The sequence below is a fragment of the Streptomyces sp. NPDC058239 genome (assembly GCF_042882185.1).
Taxonomy (GTDB): domain Bacteria; phylum Actinomycetota; class Actinomycetes; order Streptomycetales; family Streptomycetaceae; genus Streptomyces.
Genome location: NZ_JBHVWS010000008.1, coordinates 191,286 through 216,363 on the forward strand (window position 1 = coordinate 191,286; position 25,078 = coordinate 216,363).

Consider the following 25,078-nt stretch of genomic DNA (forward strand, 5'->3'; position numbering starts at 1 on the left):
CCGAGTGACGTCAAACCAATACCGGCTGCAGGGTCACGCTCAGCCCCGCGCTCACGCCCATGACGGCCGTGCACACCACCGCCCCCGTCAGGCAGCGGTACTTGCGTACGGCGACGCGAGCGAGGAATCGCACGGTGTGCGACAACTCCCTGCGATCCGCGGCCTCGTCCGTGGGCACGCCTTCGGAGGGCAGGATGTCAGGGCCCGACGCCAGATGGACGAAGCTGTACCGATTGACCGCCGGGCCCCGCAGCATGCGGGGGCTCAACGTCGCAGCCACGCTCACCGCGCCACCGATCAGGCCGCAGACGAACAGAGCCAACAGTGTCCCGGCGAACGCTCCGGCCGCGCCACCCTGCTCGCAGACGAGAACGGCCTGACGACTCCAGGATCCCGCCGTGACGACCAGCGCCGCCTGCGTCGCCGCCAGGATGCCGGCCTTGGCGTCCGCGTGCTGGTGGGTCGTCTGCAGCGTGGTGAACATGTACTGCGCGGGGCGGCTGTCGGTGACCTGCCCAATTGGTGCCATGGAAGTCTCCTCCGGTCGACGAGGGTGTGTTCCGTCCAGTAAGGGGGCGAACGCCCCGACCGAACCAGTCACTTCTGTGGGTTCTCGGGACTTCGGGAGCGGTCAGATCTCGGCAATCCGTATTTCCACAGGGTTCACACCGGGGCGTGGGTGTACGACTTCAGTGTCGGCGTCCGTACTCGGGGGAGCGGGCGCCGATTCCTTCCCCCGGGAGGCTCCGCAGCGATACCGGTCAACCCTGCTGGAGTGTAGTAACTCCGCGGATTGGCAGGGCATTTGAGTGAAACGGCATGCTCCCCCATGAAGTACGTGTATCCCGAGAGGTGTCATGACAAGGAACAGTCCGGATGGGCGGGGCGGCATGGGAGAGTTCGAGCGCAGGCTGCTGCTGTCGGTCGATGCGGAGGGATACGGCCGCGCCGACGAGGTGACGCAACGCGAGTTCCAGGAGGCGATCCCCCGGCTGTTGGGCGAAGCGGCCGACGCCGCCCGGTTGAACCGCGGGCGATGGGTGACGCAGGAGGGCGGGGACTCGCTGTTCGCGGTCCTGCCCGCAGGCGCCTCCGAGCCGGGCCTGGTCGACGCGTTCATGCGCAACCTGGATGCCCGTCTGAGGACCTTCAACCACAACCGGAATCGGAAGGCATGGCTCCGGCTCAGGGCGGCCGTCCACTTCGGCCCGGCCTCGCCGGGTGCCAACGGTTTCGTCGGCCGGACTCCGGTAGAGCTCCGCCGCATCCTCGACTGCGCGGCCCTGAGTGCCGCTCTCGTGCAGGCGCCGGATGTCTGCCTGGCCGTTGGAGTTTCGGAGCCTGTCTTCCTCGACGTCGTAAAGGCCGAGGCGTACACCAGCGTCCGGGCGGACGAGTTCCGGCACGTGCGGGTCGAGGTGAAGGACCACCGGGGGGAGGCATGGATCTGGGCGCCGGGTACCGACGTACGGCGACTTGACCTGGGGCCGCAGCCGCAGCCGGAGCCGGAGCCGGAGCCGGAGCCGGAGCCGGAGGCTGCCCCGGAGGGACGGGCCGGCGGGGAAGCGGCGCGGGGGGACGTTTACAACCAGCATGTGGCGCCGGGCGGCGCGGGCGCCGCGGGCCCTGGCGCCAGCGCGACCGTCAACAACTACAACGGCGGCCAACCGTGACCGGGCACCCTGAGAATCCCGAGACCCCTGAGGACTCCGAGGCCCCCCGGTACTACTACGAGGGGCACGCATCGCACGGCGGTGCGATCGCCCAGGGCCCGGGCGCGACAGCCACGGTCAACAACATCTACGGCTCGCGCCTGCCCACGATCGAGGCGTTCTCCTCCCCCGCCGCCCCTTCCGCCGCCAAGCTGATGGCACAGCCCAGCCGCCTGCTGGACGCGCGCAGCCAGGTCGTGCCCTTTGTCGGTCGGGAAGCCGAGTTGGAGCGGCTGCGGCAATGGCGGGACACCGGGGACGAGGACGTGTCGGTCCTGCTGCTGCACGCCCCCGGCGGGCAGGGCAAGACCCGGCTCGCCACGGAGTTCGCCGAACAGACCCGGAGCCTGCGGGGAAAGGAGCGATGGCACGTCCTGCAAGCGGGGCTCCAGGGTGTCTTCCCCGGCCCGTCCCTCCCACGTAATGGCATTGCCCCGCCCGGCGACACGGCCCGAGTCCTCCTGGTCGTCGACTACGCGGACCGATGGGCGCACAGCGAGCTGGAACAACTGTTGTCCTACGCCGTTCTCCGCGAACGGCGCCCCACCCGCGTTCTGCTGATCGGCCGGACCGTCCGCTGGTTCGCGGCCCTCCGGGCCGAACTGGCCGATCGCCGTGCCGCCGCCGAAGACCTGCTACTTCCCTCGCTGGCCGAGGACAGGCTGCGGATGTTCACCGCCGCCCGCGACCGCTACGCCGAGGCCGACCTGTACGGCCTGTCGGACGCCGCGAGCATCCAGCCGCTCGGCTCCCTCGATCACCGTGATTTCGGCCTGCCCCTGAACCTGCACATGGCCGCCCTGGTCGCTGTCGACGCCCGCAAACGGGGCGCACAGGCGTCCCTGTCCGAGCCGCACCACCTGTCGGCGTACCTCCTCGACCGCGAACGCCTGGCGTGGCAAAAGCTTGTCGACGCCGGACGGGAGGGGCAGGACTACCGGACCAAGCAGTCCGTCATGGCCAAGACCGTGTTCACAGCGGTGCTCACGGGAGCGGTCAGCCATGCCGTGGGGATGCAGGCCCTGGAGAGACTGCGGCTGCCCGAACCACTCAACGTCTTGGACGATCACCGGCTCTGCTACCCGCCCGTCGACCGGGCATCGGTCTTGGAGCCCCTCTGTCCCGACCGGCTCGCGGAGGACTTCCTCGGCCTGCTCACCCCCGGGCACGACATCAGCTCCTACGAACCCGACCCCTGGGCGAGCGATGCCCCCGCTTCTTTGACCGCTGAGGAGAAACTGCGGCCCGTCATCGCCCCGCGCGCGGTGACCTTCCTCGCGTCGGCCGCCGACCGCTGGGCGCATATCGGCGAGGACGTCCTGTACCCACTGCTGCGCCGCGATCCCGGCCTCGCGATCGCCGCCGGCAGCCCCGCCCTGACCGCGCTCGCCGCCCTCGGTGACACGAGCGGCCCGGACGACGGCCCCATCGGCCCCGAGTTGCTGGCCGCACTGGAGGCCGTCGAGTCCCACTTGCCCGAGGGCCGCGACGCCAACCTGGACATCGGCATCCTCGCGGTCATGGAAGTCCTGATCGCCCACCGCCTGTCCGCCACGGAGGACCCCGGCGAACGGGCCTGGCTGTACGGCACCCTGGCGTGGCGCCGCGCCAACGCCGGCCGCAGGGAGGAGGCGGTCGCCGCGTCCGAGGAGACCGTCCGTCTGCACCGGCAACTCGTCGAGGACGCCCCGGATCATCGCGATCACCCCGGCCGACGCGATCATCCCGATCGTCTCGGCCACCTCAGCCGCCTGGCGACCTCCCTGGCCAACCTCGGCGAGCGGCTGTCCGACGTGGGCCGCCCGGAGGAGGCGCTCTTCCTCACCGAGGAGTCCGTGGCGATCAGCCGCCGCCTGGCCGGGGCCGACCCCGCCGCCCATCGGAACAGGCTGGTGAGGTCACTGACCGGCCTCGGCAACCGGCTGTCGGAGTACGGCCGTCGGGAAGAGGCGCTGGCCGCCCTCCAGGAGGCCGCCGGTCTGGAGCGGCAACTGGCAGCCGACGACCCCGCGGCCCAACGGAGCGATGTCGCCGGATCGCTGGCCAACCTCAGCATGCATCTGACCGATGCGGGCCGCGAGGAGGAGGGCCTGGCCGCCGCGCAGGAGGCCGCCGACCTGTTCCGGCGCCTGGCCGAGGCGGACCCCGCCGCCGAGTCCCACCACTTGGCCGGGGCGCTGAACAACCTCGGGCGCGCGTTGCTCGGCGTAGGTCGTACCGGTGAGGGCTTGGCGGTCACCCGGGAGGCCACCGGCCTGCTCCGGAAACTGGCCGAGGCGAACCCCGCCGCCCACGGGCCCGACCTGGCGACCGCGCTGCTGAACCTCGGCGCATTCCTCTCGGCAGTGGGCCGAAACGAAGAGGCCCTGGCTCCGACCGAGGAAGCCGTGGCCATCCAGCGGCAGTTGGCCGAGACCAACTTCGCCGCCCATCACCTCGGCCTCGCCAAGTCGCTGGAGAGTCTCGGCCTTCGGCTGTCGCACCTGGGCCGCGAGGAGCAGTCCTGGGCAGCCCTCCGGGAAGCCGCCGACCTGTACCGCCAGCGGGTCGGGGCCCACCCCGCCATCCATCTCCCCGAGAGTGCGGAAGACCTGACCCGGATTTTCATCCCGTCGCCGGGCTACCGGGAGAAAGCTCTGGCGGCCACGCGGGAGGCCGCCGACCTGTACCGGCAGCTGGACGAGGCCGGACCCGACGCCGACCTCCCCCGCCTGGCAGCGTCGCTGAACGACATCGGCTGGACTCTTGCCAGGCTGGGGCTGTTCGAGGAGTCCCTCACGGCCGTCGATCGGGCCGCGACCGTCCTCCTGGAGACCGGTGACCCTCAGGGCGCGGCGAACCTGCTCAACGCGTTCACCGACGCCCTGGAGAGGATGGAGCGGTTCGGGGAGGCGGTCACGACGAGCAAGCGGGCTGCCGACCTCTTCCGTGAGGACGGCGACCGCACCATGGAAGCCGCCGCGCTGATCAACCTCAGCAGGTTCCTGTCCCGGCTGGAAAGGACGGACGAGGCCGCTGACGCCTGTCAGCGGGCCGTGGACGTCTATCAGTCGACAGGCGAGCGGCACCTCGAGGCCGCCGCGCTGAACAACCTCGGTGTCGCGCTGATGGCGGCGGAGCGGTACGAGGAGGTCGTCTCCGCCAGCCGACGGGCCTACACCCTCTTCGAGGAGGGCCACGGCAACCTGCAGGGCCCGCCGCTCTACAACCTCGGCGACGCCCTCTTGAAGCTGGGACGGATCGAGGAGTCCCTCGCGCCCACCCGACAGGCCGCCGCCGTCTACCGAGAGAAGGACAACCGCAGTGGCGAGGCGGACGCTCTGGACAACCTCGGCAACGCTTTGTACAGCTTGAACCGGCCCAAGGAGGCGGTCCCCGCCTACGAGCGGGCCGCCACCCTCCTGCGCGAGACAGGCGACCGCAAGCGGGAGGGCCAGGTACTCGGCAGGCTCGGCGGCGTCCTGATAGGCCTGCGGCGATTCGAGGAATCCTTCACCGCCTCCCAGCAGTCCGTCGCCCTCCTGCGTGAGGCCGGTGATCGCGACGACGAAGCCCTGTCGCTGATCAATCTGGGTGGTGCCTGTGCGGGGACGGGCCGGTTCGCGGAGGCCGCCGCCGCGTGCGGGAAGGCTGCCGCCCTCTACCGCGCGGCGGGCAACCACGGCCGCGAAGCCGATGCGCTGGCCAACCGGAGCGAGGCACTGACGAACGCGGAACGGTACGAGGAGGCCGTCACCGCCTGTGAGCAGGCCGTCGCCCTGTACCGCACGGCGGGCAACTGCGCGCGCGAAGGCACACTGCTGCACAGCCTCGGCGTCAACCTCTTCTCGGTGCGGCGGTACGCCGAGGCCGCTGACGCCTACGAACGGGAACTCGCGATCTGCCGGGAGACCGGCGAACGCCAGAACGAGGACAGGGCGCTTCTCGGCATCGCCGTCTCCCTCCTGCACATGGACCGGTTCGAGCAGGCGGTTCCTGTCTGCGAGCAGGCCGCAGATCTCTGCCGCGAGAACGGCGACCGTGGCGGCGAGGGGGCCGCACTGGCGGGCCTCGGCAGAGCGCTGGAGGGGCTGGAACGCGTCGAGGAGTCCGTCGCCGCCCGTCGACGGGCCGCCGAGGCGTACCGTGACGCGGGCAAACTCTCCGGCGAAGCCGAGACATTGAGCGCACTGAGCGCGGACATGGGCCGGACGGGCCGCTACGCGGAGTCCATCGTCGCCAGCAGACGGGCCGCCGAGATCTACCGGCAGCTCGGTGACGGCGGCCACGAGGCCCATGCCCTGGAATACCTCGGTCAAGGTCTGCAGAGCGACGAGCAGCACGAGGAGGCCGTCACCGTCTGCGAGCGGGCCGCGGCCCTCTTCCGCGAAAACGGCGACCGGAGCGGAGAAGGCCAGGCACTGCGTCATCTGGCCCGCTCCCTGAGGGCCGTGGGGCGGATCGAGGAGTCCGTAGCCGCCTCGCAGCGGGCGATCACCAGCTATCGCGAGGCGGGTGACGAACGCCTCGAATCCACGGCCCTCTACGCCCTCGGCGAGGTTCTCCTGGAGGAGGAGCGCTACGAGGAGGCCGTCACCGCGTACCAGCGGACCGCCCGCATCCTGGGGGATATCGGCTTCCCCTCTCTCGAAGGCTCCGCGCTCCTCAACCTCTGCCGCGGACTGCTGGGACTGAACCGGTTCGAGGAGGCCGTCACCGCCTACCAGCGGGCCGTGAGGGTCTACGACGGCGTCGGCGACGGCGACGGCCTCGGCAGGAGCAGCTTCCACCTCGGCAACACGCTCATGAAGGTGGGCCGGAACGGGGACGCTGCCACCGCCTACCTGCGGGCCGCCGTGGCGTTTCAGGAGATCGGCGCCGAGAGCTCCCGGCGCACGGCGCTGCGCTCCCTCGGCCAGGCGCTGTTCAAGGCGGGCCGGTACGAGCAGGCCGCCACCGTCGGCATGCAGGCCGCCGCCCTGTACGGCAGGGCACAGGGACCCGAGGTCGAGCAGCAGTTGGTGTTCCAGCTCAGCGTCGACCTCGTGGAGGCGGGGCGGTCCCAGGAGTCCCTCCCCGTGTGCCGACGGCTTCTCGCGGTCTACCAGGAAGCCGGAGACCGGCTGGGGGAAACCTGGGCACTCGTCCTGCTGGGCGGCACCTTGGTGGACGTACGGCAGTACCAGGAAGCCGTCCTCGTCAACCGGCGGGCCGTCGCCGCCTGCCGTGCGGTGGACAACGGCAATGGCCTGGGCCTGGCCCTGAGTCAGCTGGAGAAGGCCGAACGTGGCCTGAGACGGGGCGACCACGAGCTGTACTGACCCCGCGCCGGCCTCGCGCAGTCCTCCCTGTCGCGCTCCCGGCTTGATAAGCGACGGTGCTCGGGCGGCTGCATGAGGGCTGACCTGCTCGGATTCATTGACCGGTGGGGGATCCCGGCAACGCATGAGCCCCAGGCCACTGACCTGGGGCTGCAAGAGGAGCGGGTGACGAGAATCGAACTCGCGCTCCGAGCTTGGGAATCACTCGGCACTTGGGGGTGAGTATGGTCGCTGACCTGCGCAAACGGCCCGGAAAGGGCCGGTCGAAGTGCTGCGCCGACTCCTTTGTCGACCGCTGTCTACCGCCTCCGCCGGCACGTTGTGGCACGGCCGCCGATTCCGTGCGGCGCCTGTCCTGAGCGAGGAAACCCTGGCGCCAGGTGCCTGTGTGCCTCACGGATCAGGCACCACCCATTTCCGTGGCTCCTCGCTCCTTCGACTTGATTCGATCCATGAGAGTGCTCCATGGCGTCAAGGATCGGCGGCATCGTGCCCGGTTCCCGCCGGCCTCGCTGTGGCTCCGCTCATGAGATGTCGGACGCTTGTTGTGCCCAGGTGCGTGAGCACAGTACGAGGCGGTAGCCGTCCGGGTCGGCGATCGTCACTCCGTGCTCGTCCCAGTACGGGTTGTGTGCCGGGACCCGGGTACCGCCGGCCGCCGCGAGGCGGTCGATCAGGGCTTCGTCCACGGGCTTGCCGAGGTAGACCACGAACAGGTCGTCCACCGTCGGGGACGGCTCCAGTGGGTGGTCCGGGTCATGCGTGAGCTCGAAATGCCAGGTGCCGCCGGTAGGGCCGAGCATCAGCAGGTCGTGCTCGCCCGGCACACGCTCGGTCGTCCGCCACAGGACGGTCAGACCCAGGCCGTCCCTGTAGAAGCGTTCTGCGGCGGCGAGGTCCCGCGAGGGCCGGGCCACCCGGATCGGGGTCGTGGAGTCGATCACGCGGAACGCTCCAGCGCCGCGCGCCAGACAGCGCTGTCGACGTAGTGGTTGTCAAAACGCTCCGAGGACTCGGCGATCTCCTTCGGGTCCGCTTCGCCACGCATCACCCGGCCGAGCAGGCGCAGGTAGTCGAACCTGCCCATGCCGGGGGTGAAGACGAAGAGGACATCCGCTGCACAGCCCGGGGCAGCCGCGAAGGCGTGCGGGGTGTGGGGAGGCACCGCGAGGAAGTCGCCTTCCTCGAGGACGGTGACTTCCTCGCCCACCAGAACCTGCAGAGCTCCGCTGATCACGAAGAACAGTTCCGTCGCCCTGGTGTGGAAGTGGGCCGGCGCCCCTGTCGCGCCCTCGGCGAAGGTGGACCGGTAGCTCGTGATGCCGCCTGCCGTGCCGTCCGAGTCGGCCAGAAGAGTCATCACACTGCTCGGGTCGGCACAGGTCTCGGCATCTGCGTGGCGGGTCAGTAGCGCCGCCGGCGGAGTCTTGGACGCGGACATGGTGGGTGTCTCCTTGTTCATGATCATGATCCTTGGATTGTGAATGGCCGTCGTACAGGTCGTCTCCGGCGTCGCGCTGGAGACCGGGGCAGGGTGATTCAGCCGCCCATGGTGATCAGGGCCGCGATCGCCGGGCCGAAGGCGCCGCCGAGCTGGTAGCAGAGGTTGAACAGGCCGATCGCCGTGGGGCGTTGGGCGGTCGGCGCGGCCTGGGTGGCGAACACCGCGAGAGTCGCCTGGCCCGCACTCGTCGTGAAGACGGCCAGCGTCGCGACCAGCAGGAGCAGTGGCGCCCAGGGGGTCAGTACTGCGGTGAGCGGAGCCAGGGCTCCGGCCGTGAGCAGGATCGTCAGGATCCGCGGGCGGCTCATCCGGGCCGAGGCGGCGGCCAGCACCATGGAGAGCGCCGACCCTGCGAGGAGGGCGACCAACTGGCCGGTGCCGATCGTGGAGGTCGACCAGCCGGTACGGTCCCGCAGCAGCTGCGGGACGGTGAAGAGCAGCGTGAAGTACGAGGTCGCGAAGGTGCAGGCGAGCACGGCGGAGAGAACGAACGCCCTGGTGCGCAGCAGCGATGCCGGGACGAAGCCTGTGGGGTTGGACCGGATGTGCAGGGCCAGCAGCGCGGCCATCACCAACGAGGCGGTCACAGCCGGGAGCGGGTAGCGCGGGATGAGTACCAGGGCCGTCGCCATCAGGGCCAGCAGGGCGGCGCCCCGGCCGTCGAAGGGGGAGCTCTGCTGCGGTGCGGACAGGTCGGCGTGGCGCATGACGGCCGGCAGGGCGAGGAGTGCGACCGCCCCGACGGCGAGGGACGCTCGCCAGGAGGCCGTGCTCGCGATCGCCGAGCCGAGCAGCGGCCCGACCGCGCCCAGCGTCCCGAAGCCTGCTGTGATCACGCCCATCCTGCGGACCGAGCCCGCCAGGCTCATCGCCGCTGTGACCAGGCCCGCGCCGCCCATCGCCTGGGCTGCCCGGCCCGTCATGGCCAGCGGCAGCCAAGGCGCCACGGCGACGACCGCGGTGCCGGCCACGATCAGGGCCGTGCTCAGCCGGAGCGTGCTGCCCAGCCCGCGGCGACGCTGCAGGCCCGCCATCAGCGGAGTGCCGACGGCGACGGCCCAGGCGAACGCCGTGACGAGCCAGGTCGCCGTGGCTGTACGGATACCGAGCGAGTCGGCCATGTCGGGGAGGATCAGGACCGGGCTGTTGGCGCTCGCGGCGAGCGGCGTGGCCAGCAACGCCAGCCATGCGGTGGGGACATGGCGCGATTCCCGCGCGGCAGCGGGGGCCGGTGTCTGCGCGGTGGGGCGGGGGTGGGTTCGGTCGAGCAGCGGCATGGCGGGCTCCGGAAGGTGAGGCGGTTGGCGCGGACGGTTCGCGAATGCGCCGAGGCGGTCGGGACGGTCCGAGGCTCCGACGGTCTGAGGCTCCGGTGGTCCGAGCAGCCAGGGAGGCTCGGTGGAGCAGGTCGCTCAGACCGTGGTGACGACCTCGGCGTAGGCGAGCCGCGGTGAGCGCGCGTACCAGGCGTCCGCGCCGGGGCGGCCGATGTTCACGACCATCAGCGGCGTGTGGTCGTCGTCCAGGAACTCCTTCTGGACACCCGGGAAGTCGAACCCGGTCATCGGCCCCGCGGCCAGCCCCGCCGCGCGCACGCCGAGGATGAAGTACGCCGCCTGGAGCGTCGCGTTGAGCAGGGCGGACTCCTCGCGGACCGGGCGGTCGGCGAAGAAGACGTCCTTGGCCTGCGGAAAGTGCGGGAGCAGCGCGGGGAGTTCCTCGTGGAACTCGTTGTCGGCGGCGAGGATCGCGACCAGCGGCGCGGCCGAGGTCTTCGCCCGATTGCCCTCGTCCATGTGCTGCGCGAGCCGCTCGCGGGCCTCGGCCGAGCGGACCAGGGCGATCCGTAGCGGCGACTGGTTGTAGGCGGTGGGGGCGTACTTCACCAGGTCGTAGATCGCCCGGACCTGCTCCTCGGTCACCGGCTCGCTGGTGAAGGTGTGGGCGGTACGGGCCTCACGGAAGAGGAGGTCCTGGGCGGCGGGATGGAGGGCGAGCGAGGACATCGAGTGCTCCTGTCGTTCAGCTTTGATAATCTCAACGTTGAGATAAAAGCAGCGTGACTCCTTCAACGTCAAGTCTCTTAACGTTGAGAAGGTGTCCATTGAGAGGAATGTGGCGATGAGCGATGCCGTGGACGCGATCATCGGTCAGTGGGCCAAGGAGCGCCCCGACGTGGTGGAGGATCTCTGGCCGGTGGAGCTCTTCGGGCGGATCCAGCGGCTGGCCCGGGTGGTCGACAAGTCCGCCAAGGCCACGGCCGCCGCGCACGGAGTGGAGCACGGCGAGTTTGACGTACTCACCACACTGCAGCGCTCAGGGCCGCCCTACGCCCTCACCGCCGGATCCTTCCTCAAGGCGTCCATGGTGACCTCCGGCGCGATCACCAACCGCATCGACAAGATGGAGGCCAAGGGCCTGGTCGAGCGGGTGCGCGAAGGCGGCGACCGGCGCACCATCAAGATCCGCCTCACCGAACACGGACACGAGGTCACCCGGGCCGCCTTCGCCGACCATCTGGCGAACTACGCACGGCTGCTCGCCGATGTGGACCGCGACCTGGTCGAGAAGACCGCCGAGGGCCTCCGGCAGGTGCTGGAGACCCTGGGGGACACCACCGTCAAGTGAGGACCATCCGAGAGTCGTGAGCCGGAGGTGACAGGCCGTCGCACCCTCAGGCGCATGACCCATGCCGACGACGACCCCGCCCGAGCTCGCCTTCAGTCGAGGGAGCGCACTCTGCACAGGCGGCTTCGGGCCGCCACTCCCGTGGAGGCGCGTGCCGGTGGCGGTCCCGGTGTCCGGGGTGCCCAGATGTCCGGCTGTCCGACGACCGACTCGCCGCCGTGCCGGGGTGGCCGTGGTCGCGGCGTCTGCTTCATGGACCCGGCAGGCCACGCCACGGAACTCATCACCGTGCCCTGTGGCGGCCGGCCGTCGTAGTCGCGGACATCGACGGTCGCGCCCCGCACGGCGGGACGCGGCCCTCGGTGCAACCAGCAGGCGGGAGAACTCCCGCGTCCCGCGGGTCAGCCGTGCGGCGCGTCGTGGCGCGGGAAGGACCTCGGCCGGGCCTGGTCGGATGGAGCGAGTGGCTGAGTGCGGGGACGTCGGCGTGCGGGTCACGCCGACGGGTAGTCGCGCAGGGTGATGTTCTCGGCGGCCCGGCGGGCGATCTTGGCCGCCATGTTCTTGCCGGGGAGGTAGGGCATGACCTTGTAGTAGCGGTTGAGGGCCGCGGCAGCGAAGCGGCTGCTGGGGACCATGAGGCCGGCGACACCGTCACCCATCCTCTGGCAGCCTTCCGCGTACGCCCGCATCTCGCGCTCGTAGCGGGCGAAGGCGACCGTGTAATCACCGCGGGCGGCGGCGAGTTCGCCGGCGAGGACGTAGGCGCCGACCAGGGCGAGACCCGAGCCCATGCCGGACAGCGAGGACGGGCAGTACGCGGCGTCGCCGAGCAGCGCGACCCGGCCGCGCGACCAGCGGTCCATGCGCACCTGGCTGACGGAGTCGAAGTAGAAGTCGGGCGCGTGACGCATGTCGTGCAGCAGCCGGTCGCTCTGCCAGCCGGTTCCGGCGAACTGCTCTGCCAGAAGGGTCTGTTGGCGGGTCACATCGTGGCGGTCCAGGCCCGGGGCCGGGGAGCCGAAGTAGAACACGGCCTTGGCCTCGGTGTTGTCGCGGGCGCTGTACATCGCCACCATCCGGTTCGCGGTGCGGTAGGCGTGGCCGGTGTGGTCGAGTCCCAGGTGGTTGGCGGTGGTGAAGATGGCGCAGTAGACACCGAGGTGCTTGACGAAGTCCTCCTCCGGTCCGAAGGCCAGCCGACGGGTGGTGGAATGCAGTCCGTCGGCACCGATCACCAGGTCGAAGCGGCGAGGGGCGTGGCGCTCGAAGGTGACGGCGACACCGTTCGCGTCCTCGTTGAGCGAGGTGATGGAGTCGCCGAAGAGGTACTCGGTGTACGGGCTCGTCTCGTCGTACAGGACGCGTGCCAGGTCACCGCGGAGGATCTCGACGTCCCCGGCGAACAGGTCGGCGGGCAGCTTCGCGACGGGCTTGCCCGTGGTGTTGACGTACGACATGGAGCCCATGCCCGTACGAGCGCGCTGGACGGTGTCCAGGATGCCCATGCGGCGCAGCACCGACAGGTGCGCGTGGCCGCGGAAGTCGACGGCGTAGCCGCCGTCGCGCAGCGCGGGGGCGCGTTCCACGATCGTCGCCTCGAAGCCGTGGCGGTGGAGCCAGTGGGCGAGCGCCGGGCCGGCGACGGAGGCGCCGGAGATGAGGACCGAGAGCTTTCCGGTGCGGGTGCTGGTGCTGGTGAACTGCTTCGTGGTCTTCCGCGTGTTCGTCACGGGGAAGAGCTTGTCCGGGTGCGCTCACCGGGCGCTCGCACACCGCTCACCGACCCCGCTCACCCCGCGCGCATGACCGCCTCGACGGCGGCTTCCCGCAGGCCCATCAGACGGAGCGTGTCCGGGAGGCGAGGGCCGAGGCCGGAAACGGATGCGGCGGCCCGGCGGTAGTGGTCGCGGGCCGCGGCGTGGTCGCCGCGGGCCTCGGCGACCCGGCCGAGGCCGGCCAGGGCGCACACCCGGTTGCCCAGGCTCTTGACCCAGTGCGGGTCGATCCGTTCGAGCGCCTCGGTGAAGAGCCGTCGCGCCTCGTCCAGGTCGCCGTCGAGGAGCGCGATGTCGCCGAGCCCGCGCAGCGCCGCCCCGAGGCCGGTGGAACTACCGCCGGCGCGGGCGAGGGCGGCGGCTTCGGTGTAGTCGGCACGCGCCTGGCCCGGGTCGCGGCCGACGTGCTGGTCGCCCCGGTTGACCAGGAGGTCGGCGGAGTCCTCAAGGGCGCCCAACTCGCCGGTGAGGGCGAGGGCGCGGTCGGTCAGCGCCACCGCCTCCGCACGGTCTCCGCGTGCCCCTGCGAGACCGGCGAGGGCGTCCAGGGCCAGTGCCGAGCCCCAGCGGTCGCCGAGGGCGCCGAAGCCGTCGGCGGCGGTACGGAAGTCGTGCGCGGCGCGCTCGGTGTCGCCGTCGCTCAGCGGCCCGTACCCGGACACGTACGCGGCGGCGGCCCGCCCCCACGGGTCGGGGCACGAGTGCTGGGCCGCCACGAGCGTGAATGCCGCCCCGGAGTCGGCCTCTCCGGCGTTCCGCATCATCCAGAGCAGCAGGGCGGCCGGGTAGCGGCCGGCCCGGTCGCCGGGCCACGCGACCTCCAACGCCCGCTGCGCCGAAGCGTGGTGGCGGCGCCAGGCCGGCTGTCCGGCGGAGGTGGCGGCGGCGAGCAGTACGCACACCGCGTACTCCTCGCCCCACGCGTCCGGGGACGCGTCGGCAGCCCTTTCCCCGAACTCCTCCCCCACCGCTTCGAGCAGGGCCGCCGCGTGCGCGGCGGCCGTGGCGGACACGCCGCGGATCCACAGGGACGTCGCGGCCGAGGCGAGCAGGCGCAGGGCGGTGCCGTGGTCGTGCGCGCCGAGCGCCCGGCGCAGCGCCGCGGCGAGATTGCCGTCCTCGGCCGCCGCGCGTGGCAGCCACTCCAACTGGGAGGCCCGCAACAGGTGTTGATCAGCGTTGCCGAGGAGGTCCAGAACATGTGCGGCGTGCAGCCGTCCGATCCGCTTTTCCTCTCCGGACTCGTGCAGGCGCTCGGCGGCGTACGCGCGGACCGTCTCCAGCATGCGATGGCGCCCACCGCCGACAGCCTCCAGTATCGACTTGTCGACCAGCGACTCCAGGGTGTCGCCGTCCATGCCGCACACCTCGCGCGCGGACCGCGCGGTCGCGCCGCCCGCGAAGACGGCGAAGCGGCGCGCCGCGCGCTGTTCGTCCTCCGAGAGCAGCTCCCAGCTCCAGGCGACCACGGAACGCAGCGTACGGTGCCGCGCGTCGGCGCCGCGGCTGCCGAAGGCCGTGACGGCGAGCAGGTCGTCCAGACGCCCGGCCAGTTCGGCGAACTCCAGGGTGCGCAGCCGTGCCGCCACGAGTTCGATCGCCAGCGGCAGTCTGTCGAGGGCGGCGCAGATCCGCCGTACGGCACCGGTGTCGGGCGCGGGCCCCCGGCGTACGGCACGGGCGCGGTCCTCGAAGAGCCGTACGGCCGCGTCCTCGTCCAGCGGGCGGACCTGCCACACGTGCTCGCCGATGACCCCGAGCGGCTCCCGGCTGGTGGCCAGGATGCGCAGCCGCGGACAGGCTGTCAGCAGCCGCGCCGCCAGGGCGGCGGCCTCGTCCACGACGTGCTCGCAGTTGTCCAGGACGATCAGCAGCGGGCGGTCCGACAGGGCCGTGATCAGGCGGTCGAGCGGTGTCTGTGGCTCGGCCGCCATCTGGAGGCCGTTCTCGCGCAGCCCGAGCGCGCTCAGCAGCACCCGTGCCGCGCCGGATCCGTCGCGCAGTGCGGCCAGTTCCACGAAGCACACGTCGTCGCCGGTGGCCGCGGCCCCGCGCGCGACCTCGGCCGAGAGCCGGGTCTTGCCGACGCCACCGGGACCGGTGAGACACACCAGGCGTGCCGTCCGCAACAGGGTGGCGAGCTCGGAGGTCTCCGTGCCGCGGCCGACGAAGGAGGTGAGGGGTGATGGCGGTGCGGCAGGCGTGGGCGCGGTACCCGCGTCCAGCAACTCGCGGTGCAGCGCGCACAGTTCGATCGAGGGGTCGGCGCCGAGTTCGTCGGCCAGGTGGCGTCGGGTCTCCTCGTAGACCACCAGCGCCTCGGCCTGGCGGCCCTGGGCGAACAGGGCGCGGATCAGCAGGGCGGCCAGCCGTTCGCTCAGAGGATGCGCGCCGACCAACTCGCGCAGCTCCGGCACGACGGCACGGGGCTCGCCGGAGCGCAGCTCGGCCTCGATCCGGTCCGCCACGGTGGCGAGCCGGAGTTCCTCCAGACGCGCCGCGGCCAAGCGGGCCGACTCGCTGTCGGGGAGCCCGGCCAGTGCGGTCCCCCGCCACAGGCCGAGCGCCTGCCGCAGCACCGAGGCCGCCCGTACCGTGTCGCCGTCTCGTAGGGCCGCGCGCCCCTCGTCGGCCAGCCGTTCGAACCGGACGGAGTCCACGGCCAGTTCGCCGTCCCCGGCACGTCGGCCGCCTCCGGCTTCTCCGCCACCTCCAGCGTCCCCGGCGTCTCCGGCGGCGCCCGCTTCGAGCAGTATCCGGTAACCGGCGCCGACCCGTTCGATCGTGGCCCCGGCGGGCAGCACCGCACGCAGCCGCGAGACCTGGGACTGCACCGCGTGCGCCGACACCGTGCCGCCCGGCTCGATCTCCTCGGACAGGCGCTCCGCCGGCACGACCGCGCCGGGGCGGACCAGGAGCAGCGCCAGCAGGGCCCGCCGTGCGGGGCCGCCCAACGGCACCTCGGTGCCGTCGTCGTGCCACGCCCGAGTCTCTCCGAGGATTCCGAACCGCATTCCGGCGATTAGATCACGCGGTGGCCAGGGGCCCGAGGCAGGTACAGCCCGAGACGCCGATGGTCTGACCGGTCGCCCACCGGCCCTGCGGGCCCGCCAGGAACCCCACCACGTCGGCGACGTCCTCCGGGCCGCTGGCCTGGGGCTTTTCCATGGAGCGGGTGACGAGAATCGAACTCGCGCTCTGAGCTTGGGAATCACTCGGCGCTCAGGCACCGACATCTGCGTCGTGATCGACACCTCCGGGTCGGTGAGCGACGCCGAGCTGGGCAGCGCGCTGCTGGAGGTGGCGGCGATCTCGCGGGCGGTGGGCGGGCGGCGTGACCTGGTCTCGGTGATCTCCTGCGACGCGGCGGCCGGGGTCGCCGTCCCGCTCTGCCGCGCCGAGAACATCGAACTGGTCGGCGGTGGGGGAACGGATCTGCGCTCCGGCTTCGCCCGGGCTCTCCGCTCCCGGCCCCACCCTGACGTGATCGTTGTTCTGACGGACAATCAGACACGTGGCCCGCCGCGCAGCCGCCCTGCCGCACCGTTGTCGGTCTCTTCTCCCGTCCCGTCCGTGTTGCGGATGAAGAGAACCCCGACTACGTCCCGGACACCCCGCCGCCCTGCAGATGGGCCGCCCCGTTGCGGCAAGTCGGTGGTCAGTCCTGGGGCACCTCCATTGTTCTCTTGCTCAGGAGTTGCTTCGCGGCCTCGATTGCTTCCCGGTTGAGTTCCTCGACGGAAACGCCCCGGCTCTCTTCCCGTCCGTCCAGGTTGTGAGCGCAGTGGACCAGTGTCTCCAGGTCTTCGGGACAGTCGAGGTCATGGGCGATGTCTGCCCAGATGAGATGCGCTGCCGGCGACAGGGTCGCGTACGCGCAGGTGCAGGCGCTCGCCGGGTGGGGCGGCGCCGGAGAGGCTTAGAACGACGCGTCCAGGGCCGTGTGGCGTTCCTCACAGCGAAAGTACAGGCATTGAAAGCAACTGCACCCTTTCGTCTTTTCTGTCTGCCCCGGTGTTGTGGTGTTGGCCGGAACAGGTGAAAAACTTGTGACGGTCGACCGTTGACCCGGCCATACGATCACCTCAAGTCGCATCTGCGTGTCCCATTCCGCTGCGACCCCTTCTTCTCTTTTCGGACCCCGAAGGGCTCTTGTGAAGATTCGCCGGATTCTTGCCACAGCTGTTGCCGCCGCAGTGACCACGCCCGCCCTCCTGCTGTCAGTTACCCCCGCGTTCGCCGAAGACAAGCCGGCAGCGCAGACGCAGGAGAAGCCGACCATCGCGGAGCTGGAAAAGGCCGCCGCCGCAGCGAAGGCGGCGTACGACGACGCAGTAGCAGCCGAGAGTGCCGCCCGCGCGGCTCTGGAAGCGCTCCTGTCCGACACCGCTCCCCTGACCGTGGCAGTCAAGGCCGCCGAGGCCGTAGCGGCCGACGCCGCCACCGCGAAGACCGACGCCGACCAGGCGGTCGTCGACGCCAAGGCGGCGGTCGACGCCCTCCCGGAGACGGCCACCGAGGAGGAGAAGGCCGCCGCGGCGACGACTCTCACCAAGGCAGAAGCCGCCGCCGCAGCCGCCGCCGATGCCAAGGCCGCCGCCGATACCAAGGTCGTGGAAGCCCTGGACGCGCGTGACGACGAGCGGGTCGCCGCAGCCCGGAAGCTTGACCAGGCGCAGAAGGCCACCAAGGCGGCGCTCGCTGACAAGACCGCTGCCGACAAGGCGCTGGCCAAGGCGAAGGAGGAGGGTGAGGACGGCGAGGACTGCGTCCCCGAGGCCAAGCTCACCACGGTCGTCACGGGTCTGCCGTCCACAGTCGTCGCCGGCACGAAGGTCAACTTCAATCTCCGGGTGACCAACGGCACCGACAAGACGATGGACGAGGTACTTCCGTTCGCCTACGTCCACGCGACCGACAAGAGCGGGCTCAAGGACATCGACGACCTGGTGCACCTGCAGTGGTCGTCCGCCTCGTCCTCGACGTGGAAGACCGTCGACAACGAGCACTACATGGACGCCATCAGCCCGCTGAAGGCGGGTGCCCACGCCGACGTCAAGATGCGCCTCACGGTCGACGCCTCGGCCCCCGCGGGCAACGGCGTCACCTTCGTCGCCGGTGACTACTTCAACGACAACGGCACCTGCGGCGGGAACCCGGACCTCGAGGGCTACGAGTTCCTGATCGCCGCCGCGGGAAGCAAGCCCGGCAAGGTCGACGACGCCAAGCCCAGCACGACCAAGCCGAACACCTCGGACCTCAAGCCGCAGAGCGGCGCGTCGGCCGGTCCCGTGAACGGCAGCCTCGCCGCCACGGGCTCGTCCTCCGCGACGTCGCAGCTCGCCCTCGCGAGCGGCGCGGCCCTGGCGATCGGCGCGGGCGCGGTGATCGTCGCACGCCGTCGCAAGGCCGGCTCCCACGCCTGACGCATGAGGCGGGGTGCCGACCAGGCACCCCGGCCCACGCGCCGACCGCCCAGCGGGCCCGACACCGAGCGGTGTCGGGCCCGCTGTGGTGACACGGCCGCCCCGGCACGTAGTCACCTGCGGACCAACGCCTACGGGACCGGAGTCCGGAGCGCGGCGGCAGGGCCCGTAGCAGGCAGTCCAGACCTTCTCGGCAGCCCGCCTGGCGTCTGCTGCACTCCCGTACCGAGGCGCCGGCCGCCTGCGGCACACCGCCCTCGTGCCCGAGACGAGCTACGCCTCTCTCTCGGAGTTGGGGCACGCGGAGGGCACGGCGAGGTCGGACAGGTCCAGACAACAAAGAAGCCCCCGGCCGCTGGCCTGGGGCCTTTTCATGGAGCGGGTGACGAGAGTCGAACTCGCGCTCCGAGCTTGGGAATCACTGGCGCTCAGCCCCCATAAACCGCTCTGAACTGTAGGAATGCCCTTGAGGGGGCGCCATCCGGGGGTGCCTCAGTACCGCTATTGACCGGTGCTGACCGCTCTGAAGGGCACGGATGGGGCATGAGTACCGAAGGTGGCTGTTGGCCCGGGGCTTTCTTCCGGCGCGGGACGGGAATCGACGCCGCGCTCTCGAAGGTTTCCACGATACTCAGATACCTTCCACCGCATCTGGTACCTGAGCAACGATTGCTTGGGCGGGGGAACGCGATGTCGGCAGGCTTGCTCCATGGCCGCCTTCGGAGTCCCAGACCGAAACCAGGGACAGCTCCATCTCCTCCGCGATCCGGCGTTGCTCCGCTTCCTCCATCAGGGCGCTCGCGGTGAGGGTGCCCAGCGGATAGGCGGCCTCCGTCATGAGCCGGGCGGCTGTGGCGGGGATGGTCTCCGGTGGAATCACCAGCAGGTCCCAACGGCCGGTGTTGTAGGAGAGCAGCAGCAGCTTGTGGGGATCTTGCTCGGCCTTGAACCAGCCGACACCCACCACATGCCCGTCGACGGGCACCTTCCGTGGGATGACCGGCCAGAACGTGGGGTTTACCGTGACGTGGGTGATCCGCCCCCACAGCGGGTCGAGGACGGCCGTCAGTGCGGGGCCACCGCGCACCGTCGAGCAGAGCCGGACCGATACGGAGCCTCCCGTACGGGCAACTGGACGGTCCCGCACGGCACCGGCTGCCGACAGGGGACTGTCAGCCGCAGGGCCGCGTGGGTCGTGTGGTCAGCTGAGGAAAGACAGCCGGACTTGGCGTTCGGGGCTGTCCCGGTCGGTGTTCACCAGTACGACGGACTGCGAGGTCCCCAGCTCCAGCTCACCGTCGACTACGGGCAATGTGGCGTGTGGTGGGACCAGAGCCGGGAGCATGTGGGCCCTGCCGTGGCCAGGACTGCCGTGGCGGTCTTGCCAGCGGTCGTCCGCGGGAAGAATGTTGCGGAGGGCCGCCAACAGGTCATCGTCACTGCCCGCGCCGGTCTCGATGATGGCCAGGCCGGACGTCGCGTGGAGGGTGAAGATGTTCAGCAGTCCGTTTCGCCCGTGAGCGGCCTCTCGGAGGAACGCGGAGCATGCGTTCGTGAGGTCGTGCAGGGTCTCCGTGGAGCCGGTTGTGATGTTGATCGTGCGGGTGGTGAAGGTGCCAGCCATGGTTCACCGTTACCCATTGCGGAGCCCGAGCACTGACGGCCGGATGGGTTGTTCCTCCGGGACTCCGCCGGTAAGGGCACACGCTCCCGTACCTGGACAGGTCCCTCATGCCGTCTCATCCGAGTCCCGCAAGCGAGACCTGGACCGCGACTTCCTCGCCTGCCCGGCCCCAGACGCATCCCTTTGCGTCCAGCGTCCAGCCCCCGGCCAACGGCACCTGGAGTACCTGGCACCGCGTAGTCCGGGCAGCTCAGACGTCGCCCGGGCTCCGCGTCAACCGTGCTCTTCCTCTTCAGACTCCATACGTCGAATGCCTTGGTGCGTCAGCGTGATCATGACCGGCGTATTGCCCGCGGCCCAGTCGACCGTGATCAGGCCCTCGCCGACCAGATAGGTGCAGGCGGCCGCCAGATCCTCTTGGGGGATCGCGAGTTCCTGGAGCAGCTTCGCCCCGGTGATCCCCAGAAGGCGGTTGCCTTCAGTGGCCTCGTACAGAGCCTGCATGATCTCCTCTCGGTACGCCTTCCGGTCGGCTAGTGATGCCATGACTGCCACCTCTGGGGGAAAAGGCGCCGTGCTTATCGCGGCGGAGGGGTGCCGGGATGCCCGGCGAGGAGCCGATTCTGTCGCAGCTGCTTATCTGAGGCCCGGCTCCCTCAGACCTCGTCCGGATGCGGGCGGTCACGCGCGGCTGACTTGCTGGTCACCAGCCACGGCGGGGCCGTCGCATTGGGCTCGGGCGTGTGCGTGGTGTCCACAGTGATGTGGAGGCGGGTCCCGCCATCGTGGCCGGCGGGGTAGCTGCGCTGTTCGGTGGCAGGGAAGCAGTGCCGCAGAACTTCTGTGACGCGGCGGGCGGCCTCGGGGGATGCAGCGACGATACGGACCTCGGCCATCCCTGCCGAAGGCATCGGTTCTACAGGTCTCATGCCAGCCTCTTTGCCAGGCGGGTGAGGTGCCCACGGGGTGAGGCGAAGGCTCACACCTACCGCCGCCAGTCATGGAACGGTTGGCGTCCTCACCGCCCTTATCGTGCTGTCCGCGGCGAGTTGCCGATGGACGGAGGAATGAACCGGCCGGACCCACCGCCGGTCTTCCTACTCCGGCAAGGCATCGCTGCTGTGAAAGCTTGCGTTCCTCTCGCTTTCACCGAGAGGGATACCGGCAAGCGGTGGGAGCGCTCGAAATATCGTGATGGGTTCACCGTACTCCGGCCGACGGTCCACCGAACCCACACGAGACCAGGCGTTCGTGGGGGCGGCCCGTGCCCTATCGCCCTCGGCGGTCGGGGCGTGAGAAGAGGTCCTCCAGCGCTGCGGGGGGTGTCGGTGAGGGCGTTGGCCTCTCTGCGCCACTTGGGTACACCACCCCTGCCAACGCTGACCACGACCGCCGCGTCGGACCGCGCGCCGACGGTACAGACGACCGCGCCGACGGCCGTGAGCGCGTCGCTGGGCTCAGTGATGATCACGTTGCTGACCTCGGCATCACCGGCCGGCAACCGGCCATACCCGCACTGAAGGCGAGGCGGGCCGAGCCGGGGCGGCCGCCCTCGCTCACTGGGTGACTGCGGTGAGCAAGTCGGCTCCCGGAAGCTCTGCCGTCGCGGTAGTGATGTAGGTGAGGGGCTCTCGCGAAGCCGACAAGGCGTTGCGCATGTCGGCGGCATGCTCCCAGCGGCGTGCTGCTCGATGCTGCTCATGGGGGGCGTCTTCTTCACGGTTGCCCACGCCGGACCATCCGGTTACAGTTATTGCAGATGCATTTTTCGCCGGGGTCAGTGATTGGAGGCGGCCATGGCTCGTTCCAGCGTTCTTGCCCGTGCTGAGAAAGTCGAACCGAATCCCTCGCACCAGGGCGCGCTCGCCGCGACTGCTCGGATGGCACCGGAGTCGGTCGAGGTGGTGGTGCGCACCCCGGATGGCGGCGAACTGGCACTGCCGGGGGAGCTGGTCCGCATTCTTCTGGCGTCGGCCGGTGAGCTGGCCCGCGGGCATGCGGTTACGGTCCTGGCGTCCGAGGTGCAGTTGTCGCCCTCTGAGACCGCTGAACTTCTGGGTCTGTCTCGGCCGTTCGTCGCACGCTTGCTTGATGCCGGCGACATCCCCTCGATGAACCTGCCTGGCAGCAGTCACCGCGTGGTCCGCCTTGCGGACGTGCTGGCGTTCCAGCAGCGGCGTGAGCGCCGCAGGGAGGGGCGGCGTCAGATCGCCGACGCCTTGGAAGGCGTCGACCTGCCCTATTGATGTGGGTGTCACTGGCAGCCGTGAAAGAGAAGAGGGGGAGCGTGGCAGCGCGGGTTTTTGTGGACACCAACGTCTTGTTTCCGTTCTCGGTGATGGACGTGATGCTGGCCCTCACTGAGGACTCCATCCACGAGATCGTGTGGTCCGAACGGCTGCTCGCGGAGTGGTAGCGGGTCATCGTCCGGGAGGGAAGGCGTTCGGCGGAGTCGGCTGCTGCGGTTGCCCAAGCCGTCCGACGTTTCTTCGCCGACTGTGAGATCGCGGCGGCGGTCTATGGGCACCTTGTGGATGAAATGCCGGGCGATGACCCCGACGACCGGCACCATGCGGCGGCAGCGGTGGCTGCCGGGGCCGATGCGCTGATCACATGGAACCTTGCCGACTTCCCTGCCGGTGACTTGGCTGAGCGTGGAGTGCGGGTGATCGACCCGGATTCGTACCTGTGCGGGCTGTATCGCGAGTTGCCGCATGAGGTGGTGGAGACAGTGGTCAGGCTTGCCGGAGAGAAGCGCAACCCGCCAGTCACGATCACCGATGCCATCGCTCGACTCGCGAAGGCCGGCCTACCTGGCTTCGCCGACCTCCTGACGCGGCACCTCGGGCGCCGAATGACGTGATGTGGTGACGGGTGGTGCGAAGGTGGCGCGGGGCGCCTGAATTGGTCTGGACAACGACAAAGCCCCGGGCCGCTGCCCTGGGGCTTTCTGCTGGAGCGGGTGACGAGAATCGAACTCGCGCTCTGAGCTTGGGGATCACCCGGCACTTGAGCCTGTGCATAGTCTCTGACCTGCGGGAATCTCTCCTGAGGAGCACCTGCCGCTCTGCCTGTGATGGCCCTCTGTTGCCCGTTGTTCACCGCCCCTACTGGCACGTTGTGGCACGCGTCGCCGCAGGCCGGTTCGGGGAGTGACGAAGTCGAAAGATAGTCCTCGGCGGCTGTCCCCAGTGATACAGGCAGGCTTCGTGGAGCGTAGCGGAGACGACCGATATCAGCCGTCGAGGTATCTCGCAGGAGAGGCTTCTGGGCCCGATTCCTTCTTGCCTAGGAACCGGGTGACCACGGCAGGGTGGATGAATTCGTTTGGGCCGATTCCAATCGAGTCCTTGCTTGACTTGCGCCAGTTGCAGCCCTGGTGAGCCAGCTGCACGTTGCTTAGGGTGTCGGGTCCGCCGGCGGCGATGGGCACGACATGGTCGATGGCGGCGGACAGCGGGTCCGGCCACTGTGCGGTTTGGTCCACTGGGAAGGAGCAGAGCCGGCACTGCCAACGATCCCGTTCGAACACGTCGAGTCGCTCGTATCGCTCGCGGCCATTGCCTCGGATCCTGGCCCGACGACGGTTCGCTGCGTCTGCTTGCTGGCGACGACGGAGGTCCGGATCTTCGGCCCAGCGTCTGCGACGCGCTTCGTTCTTCCATGCCGGGAGACAGTCATCACAGCGAACCGCCGAGAGCTGCTTGGCCGTGATGTCCGCTTCGCAGTCGCGGCAGAGGCGTGTCCCCACATGTTTCGGATAGGGCTTTGAGTGGCGCCCGAAGTACTCCATGCACGCTTGGCTGCACCACTTGCGGCGAGGGCCGTTCAACGGCTGTCCGAATGACCGGCCGCAGCCTGCCGCGCAATAGGTGATCTCATTGGCTGCGGCATCCCGTGCACAACTGCGGCACCCGATGTGGCGCCGTCCGCCCGTGATGTCGGAGACCTTGACGGTCGTGCCGGTACCGCAATCCAGGCATTCGACAGCCACTGCGAGCGTGGCTCGGGCGTACGGCCCAGTCAGGACCAGACGGAGACCTGCCAAGGCTTTGAGCGCTTCGGACTTGGGTAGGGCGCGGTCCCGGCCCGCCCGGAGACGTCGAAAACAGTGGATGCATGAACCGCCCCGGATCGCATTGCTGAGCAGTACTGCTGACACCTCGTCGCAGTTCAGGCAGGCGACCTTCACAGGCTGATTGCTGCCCTGGAAGGCTTCCAGCGGGCGGTAGCCGTTGTTCGCAAACACTTCCGAAGCGCAGTGAGTACACCAGCCGGGCCGGCCAGACGCCGTGTATCTGATGCGGCACTGGGTGCACTTGGCCCCCAATGCGTCTCCGTACAGTTTCTGCAGGCGTCGGTGCCGCGGGCAAAGCCCGAGGGCGGCTGCCGCCTTCGAGCAGTTCTCAACAGCGCAGTAGCGCATCTGCCGAGGAACTGCTTCGTGCCGTGGGTCTCCGTGCTTGTGCCAGCGCGCGTAATGGCTGCGGCAGTACCCACGCGCCACGGCCAGGCCGCCGCAGCCTTCGAGTGTGCACTGCTTGAAGTCGCCGGTCGAGAGCCGCTCCTGCCGCTTGAGATCGGCACGCTTTGCACCTGCCTGCTGGGCGCACTGCTTGGAGCAGAACTTTTGCCACGGCATGGCCTGCGGGGTGAACACCTGTTGGCAGTGTGCACATGCCTTGACGAGGCCGGCGAGCTTGCGCTGGGTCTGGGTCCGGCGGGTCTCATTGCCTACTTCGCGGCGCCGTTCCGTGGCGCACTCCTCGGAGCAGGTCATGCAGGCACGGTGCCGGGTGGAGGGGATTGGGCCTGCACACACCACGCAGACGAAGTGCTTCTGTGGTGGGCGGCGGGTACCCCTTTTGCTCGCAATGCCTTGCCGTTCGCGGCACTCCACCCCGCAGTACTTAGCCTGGGGAGCCCGTTCTGGTGGGATGCTGCCGCCACACCATGCGCAGGTTGATGCCATCCTATGGTTCTCCATCCGACTGCTGCATCGGCTCGGTTCAGCGCAGGGTAAGCGCAGGGTCTGACAACTCAGTTGGGTGGATTGGGAAGGGGCGACGATCCGGACCGAGCGACACGGATACTGCCGCCACGAGG

Annotated in this window: 20 protein-coding genes and 1 pseudogene; 8 read left to right on the top strand and 13 right to left on the bottom strand. The window is 69.9% G+C overall.

Annotation, left to right across the window (positions count from 1 at the left end; genetic code table 11):
* Positions 1 to 10: 10 nt before the first annotated feature.
* The gene (locus tag ACFVYE_RS13060) at positions 11 to 529 is read right to left on the bottom strand and encodes a hypothetical protein (RefSeq protein WP_389605464.1); all 519 of its coding nucleotides are present in this window, start codon (positions 527 to 529) and stop codon (positions 11 to 13) included.
* A gap of 328 nt (positions 530 to 857) precedes the next feature.
* On the opposite strand from ACFVYE_RS13060, the gene ACFVYE_RS13065 reads away from it, so the two are divergent.
* Both ACFVYE_RS13065 and ACFVYE_RS13070 read left to right on the top strand, forming a co-directional pair.
* Positions 858 to 1,673, top strand: a complete 816-nt coding sequence (locus ACFVYE_RS13065) for a hypothetical protein (protein ID WP_389605466.1) — start codon at positions 858 to 860, stop codon at positions 1,671 to 1,673.
* A complete protein-coding gene (locus tag ACFVYE_RS13070; protein WP_389605468.1) occupies positions 1,670 to 7,012 on the top strand; it encodes a tetratricopeptide repeat protein in 5,343 nt (1,780 codons plus the stop codon). The genes ACFVYE_RS13065 and ACFVYE_RS13070 overlap by 4 nt, the downstream gene beginning before the upstream one ends.
* 524 nt (positions 7,013 to 7,536) lie before the next feature.
* On the opposite strand, the gene ACFVYE_RS13075 is transcribed toward ACFVYE_RS13070, so the two are convergent.
* The 4 genes from ACFVYE_RS13075 to ACFVYE_RS13090 all read right to left on the bottom strand — a co-directional run bounded on the left by ACFVYE_RS13075 (position 7,537) and on the right by ACFVYE_RS13090 (position 10,522).
* A complete protein-coding gene (locus tag ACFVYE_RS13075) occupies positions 7,537 to 7,956 on the bottom strand; it encodes a VOC family protein (RefSeq protein ID WP_383969631.1) in 420 nt (139 codons plus the stop codon).
* Positions 7,953 to 8,474 carry a cupin domain-containing protein gene (locus ACFVYE_RS13080; protein WP_383969634.1) on the bottom strand — a complete coding sequence of 174 codons (522 nt, stop codon included), beginning with the start codon at positions 8,472 to 8,474 and terminating at the stop codon, positions 7,953 to 7,955. The genes ACFVYE_RS13075 and ACFVYE_RS13080 overlap by 4 nt, the downstream gene beginning before the upstream one ends.
* A gap of 77 nt (positions 8,475 to 8,551) precedes the next feature.
* Positions 8,552 to 9,793 (bottom strand): MFS transporter, encoded by a 1,242-nt coding sequence (locus ACFVYE_RS13085; protein ID WP_383969637.1) that lies wholly within the window; start codon positions 9,791 to 9,793, stop codon positions 8,552 to 8,554.
* Between the two features lie 135 nt (positions 9,794 to 9,928).
* Positions 9,929 to 10,522, bottom strand: coding sequence for a malonic semialdehyde reductase (locus ACFVYE_RS13090; protein WP_383969639.1), 594 nt, complete (start codon positions 10,520 to 10,522; stop codon positions 9,929 to 9,931).
* A 91-nt stretch (positions 10,523 to 10,613) separates the two neighbouring features.
* Here ACFVYE_RS13090 and ACFVYE_RS13095 point away from each other — a divergent pair, with 91 nt between their 5' ends.
* The gene (locus tag ACFVYE_RS13095) at positions 10,614 to 11,144 is read left to right on the top strand and encodes a MarR family transcriptional regulator (protein ID WP_322109492.1); all 531 of its coding nucleotides are present in this window, start codon (positions 10,614 to 10,616) and stop codon (positions 11,142 to 11,144) included.
* 494 nt (positions 11,145 to 11,638) lie between these two features.
* On the opposite strand, the gene ACFVYE_RS13100 is transcribed toward ACFVYE_RS13095, so the two are convergent.
* The 3 genes from ACFVYE_RS13100 to ACFVYE_RS13110 are packed head-to-tail and all read right to left on the bottom strand — an operon-like array spanning position 11,639 to position 16,090.
* Positions 11,639 to 12,877, bottom strand: a complete 1,239-nt coding sequence (locus ACFVYE_RS13100) for an FAD-dependent monooxygenase (RefSeq protein ID WP_383969642.1) — start codon at positions 12,875 to 12,877, stop codon at positions 11,639 to 11,641.
* 59 nt (positions 12,878 to 12,936) lie between these two features.
* Positions 12,937 to 15,936: a BTAD domain-containing putative transcriptional regulator gene (locus tag ACFVYE_RS13105; protein WP_389605472.1), complete on the bottom strand. Its 3,000-nt coding sequence runs from the start codon at positions 15,934 to 15,936 to the stop codon at positions 12,937 to 12,939.
* Positions 15,937 to 15,949: 13 nt separating this feature from the next.
* The gene (locus tag ACFVYE_RS13110) at positions 15,950 to 16,090 is read right to left on the bottom strand and encodes a hypothetical protein (protein WP_389605474.1); all 141 of its coding nucleotides are present in this window, start codon (positions 16,088 to 16,090) and stop codon (positions 15,950 to 15,952) included.
* 66 nt (positions 16,091 to 16,156) lie between these two features.
* On the opposite strand from ACFVYE_RS13110, the pseudogene ACFVYE_RS13115 reads away from it, so the two are divergent.
* Together ACFVYE_RS13115 and ACFVYE_RS13120 are read left to right on the top strand one after the other, a co-directional pair.
* Positions 16,157 to 16,557: pseudogene (locus ACFVYE_RS13115) on the top strand (VWA-like domain-containing protein); the annotation flags it as partial.
* A 519-nt stretch (positions 16,558 to 17,076) separates the two neighbouring features.
* Positions 17,077 to 18,348 (top strand): LAETG motif-containing sortase-dependent surface protein, encoded by a 1,272-nt coding sequence (locus tag ACFVYE_RS13120; protein ID WP_389605476.1) that lies wholly within the window; start codon positions 17,077 to 17,079, stop codon positions 18,346 to 18,348.
* A 631-nt stretch (positions 18,349 to 18,979) separates the two neighbouring features.
* Here the strand turns inward: ACFVYE_RS13120 and ACFVYE_RS13125 are convergent.
* The 4 genes from ACFVYE_RS13125 to ACFVYE_RS13140 form a co-directional block, all read right to left on the bottom strand.
* On the bottom strand, positions 18,980 to 19,495 hold the full coding sequence (locus ACFVYE_RS13125) for a DUF5994 family protein (RefSeq protein ID WP_383978313.1): 516 nt from the start codon (positions 19,493 to 19,495) through the stop codon (positions 18,980 to 18,982).
* A 54-nt stretch (positions 19,496 to 19,549) separates the two neighbouring features.
* The gene (locus ACFVYE_RS13130; protein ID WP_383978316.1) at positions 19,550 to 19,972 is read right to left on the bottom strand and encodes a YjbQ family protein; all 423 of its coding nucleotides are present in this window, start codon (positions 19,970 to 19,972) and stop codon (positions 19,550 to 19,552) included.
* Between the two features lie 273 nt (positions 19,973 to 20,245).
* Positions 20,246 to 20,518, bottom strand: a complete 273-nt coding sequence (locus ACFVYE_RS13135) for a hypothetical protein (protein WP_383978320.1) — start codon at positions 20,516 to 20,518, stop codon at positions 20,246 to 20,248.
* A 110-nt stretch (positions 20,519 to 20,628) separates the two neighbouring features.
* Positions 20,629 to 20,901, bottom strand: coding sequence for a hypothetical protein (locus ACFVYE_RS13140; RefSeq protein ID WP_383978323.1), 273 nt, complete (start codon positions 20,899 to 20,901; stop codon positions 20,629 to 20,631).
* Between the two features lie 867 nt (positions 20,902 to 21,768).
* On the opposite strand from ACFVYE_RS13140, the gene ACFVYE_RS13145 reads away from it, so the two are divergent.
* The 3 genes from ACFVYE_RS13145 (at position 21,769) to ACFVYE_RS13155 (ending at position 22,835) form a co-directional block, all read left to right on the top strand.
* Positions 21,769 to 22,218: a helix-turn-helix domain-containing protein gene (locus ACFVYE_RS13145; protein WP_189276862.1), complete on the top strand. Its 450-nt coding sequence runs from the start codon at positions 21,769 to 21,771 to the stop codon at positions 22,216 to 22,218.
* Between the two features lie 41 nt (positions 22,219 to 22,259).
* Positions 22,260 to 22,388 carry a hypothetical protein gene (locus tag ACFVYE_RS13150; protein WP_383978326.1) on the top strand — a complete coding sequence of 43 codons (129 nt, stop codon included), beginning with the start codon at positions 22,260 to 22,262 and terminating at the stop codon, positions 22,386 to 22,388.
* A gap of 114 nt (positions 22,389 to 22,502) precedes the next feature.
* A complete protein-coding gene (locus tag ACFVYE_RS13155; RefSeq protein ID WP_383978329.1) occupies positions 22,503 to 22,835 on the top strand; it encodes a hypothetical protein in 333 nt (110 codons plus the stop codon).
* A 372-nt stretch (positions 22,836 to 23,207) separates the two neighbouring features.
* On the opposite strand, the gene ACFVYE_RS13160 is transcribed toward ACFVYE_RS13155, so the two are convergent.
* Positions 23,208 to 24,752, bottom strand: coding sequence for an HNH endonuclease (locus ACFVYE_RS13160; protein ID WP_389605480.1), 1,545 nt, complete (start codon positions 24,750 to 24,752; stop codon positions 23,208 to 23,210).
* Positions 24,753 to 25,078 lie beyond the last annotated feature (326 nt).

What these genes read in the sequence shown, in the direction of transcription:
- ACFVYE_RS13160 (WP_389605480.1), bottom strand. Translation starts at nt 24,752, where the DNA reads ATGACCTGCTCCGAGGAGTGCGCCACGGAACGGCGCCGCGAAGTAGGC.
- ACFVYE_RS13065 (WP_389605466.1), top strand. Translation starts at nt 858, where the DNA reads ATGACAAGGAACAGTCCGGATGGGCGGGGCGGCATGGGAGAGTTCGAG.
- ACFVYE_RS13105 (WP_389605472.1), bottom strand. Translation starts at nt 15,936, where the DNA reads ATGCGGTTCGGAATCCTCGGAGAGACTCGGGCGTGGCACGACGACGGC.
- ACFVYE_RS13060 (WP_389605464.1), bottom strand. Translation starts at nt 529, where the DNA reads ATGGCACCAATTGGGCAGGTCACCGACAGCCGCCCCGCGCAGTACATG.
- ACFVYE_RS13085 (WP_383969637.1), bottom strand. Translation starts at nt 9,793, where the DNA reads ATGCCGCTGCTCGACCGAACCCACCCCCGCCCCACCGCGCAGACACCG.
- ACFVYE_RS13080 (WP_383969634.1), bottom strand. Translation starts at nt 8,474, where the DNA reads ATGAACAAGGAGACACCCACCATGTCCGCGTCCAAGACTCCGCCGGCG.
- ACFVYE_RS13130 (WP_383978316.1), bottom strand. Translation starts at nt 19,972, where the DNA reads ATGGCTGGCACCTTCACCACCCGCACGATCAACATCACAACCGGCTCC.
- ACFVYE_RS13110 (WP_389605474.1), bottom strand. Translation starts at nt 16,090, where the DNA reads ATGGAAAAGCCCCAGGCCAGCGGCCCGGAGGACGTCGCCGACGTGGTG.
- ACFVYE_RS13140 (WP_383978323.1), bottom strand. Translation starts at nt 20,901, where the DNA reads ATGAGACCTGTAGAACCGATGCCTTCGGCAGGGATGGCCGAGGTCCGT.
- ACFVYE_RS13145 (WP_189276862.1), top strand. Translation starts at nt 21,769, where the DNA reads ATGGCTCGTTCCAGCGTTCTTGCCCGTGCTGAGAAAGTCGAACCGAAT.
- ACFVYE_RS13090 (WP_383969639.1), bottom strand. Translation starts at nt 10,522, where the DNA reads ATGTCCTCGCTCGCCCTCCATCCCGCCGCCCAGGACCTCCTCTTCCGT.
- ACFVYE_RS13135 (WP_383978320.1), bottom strand. Translation starts at nt 20,518, where the DNA reads ATGGCATCACTAGCCGACCGGAAGGCGTACCGAGAGGAGATCATGCAG.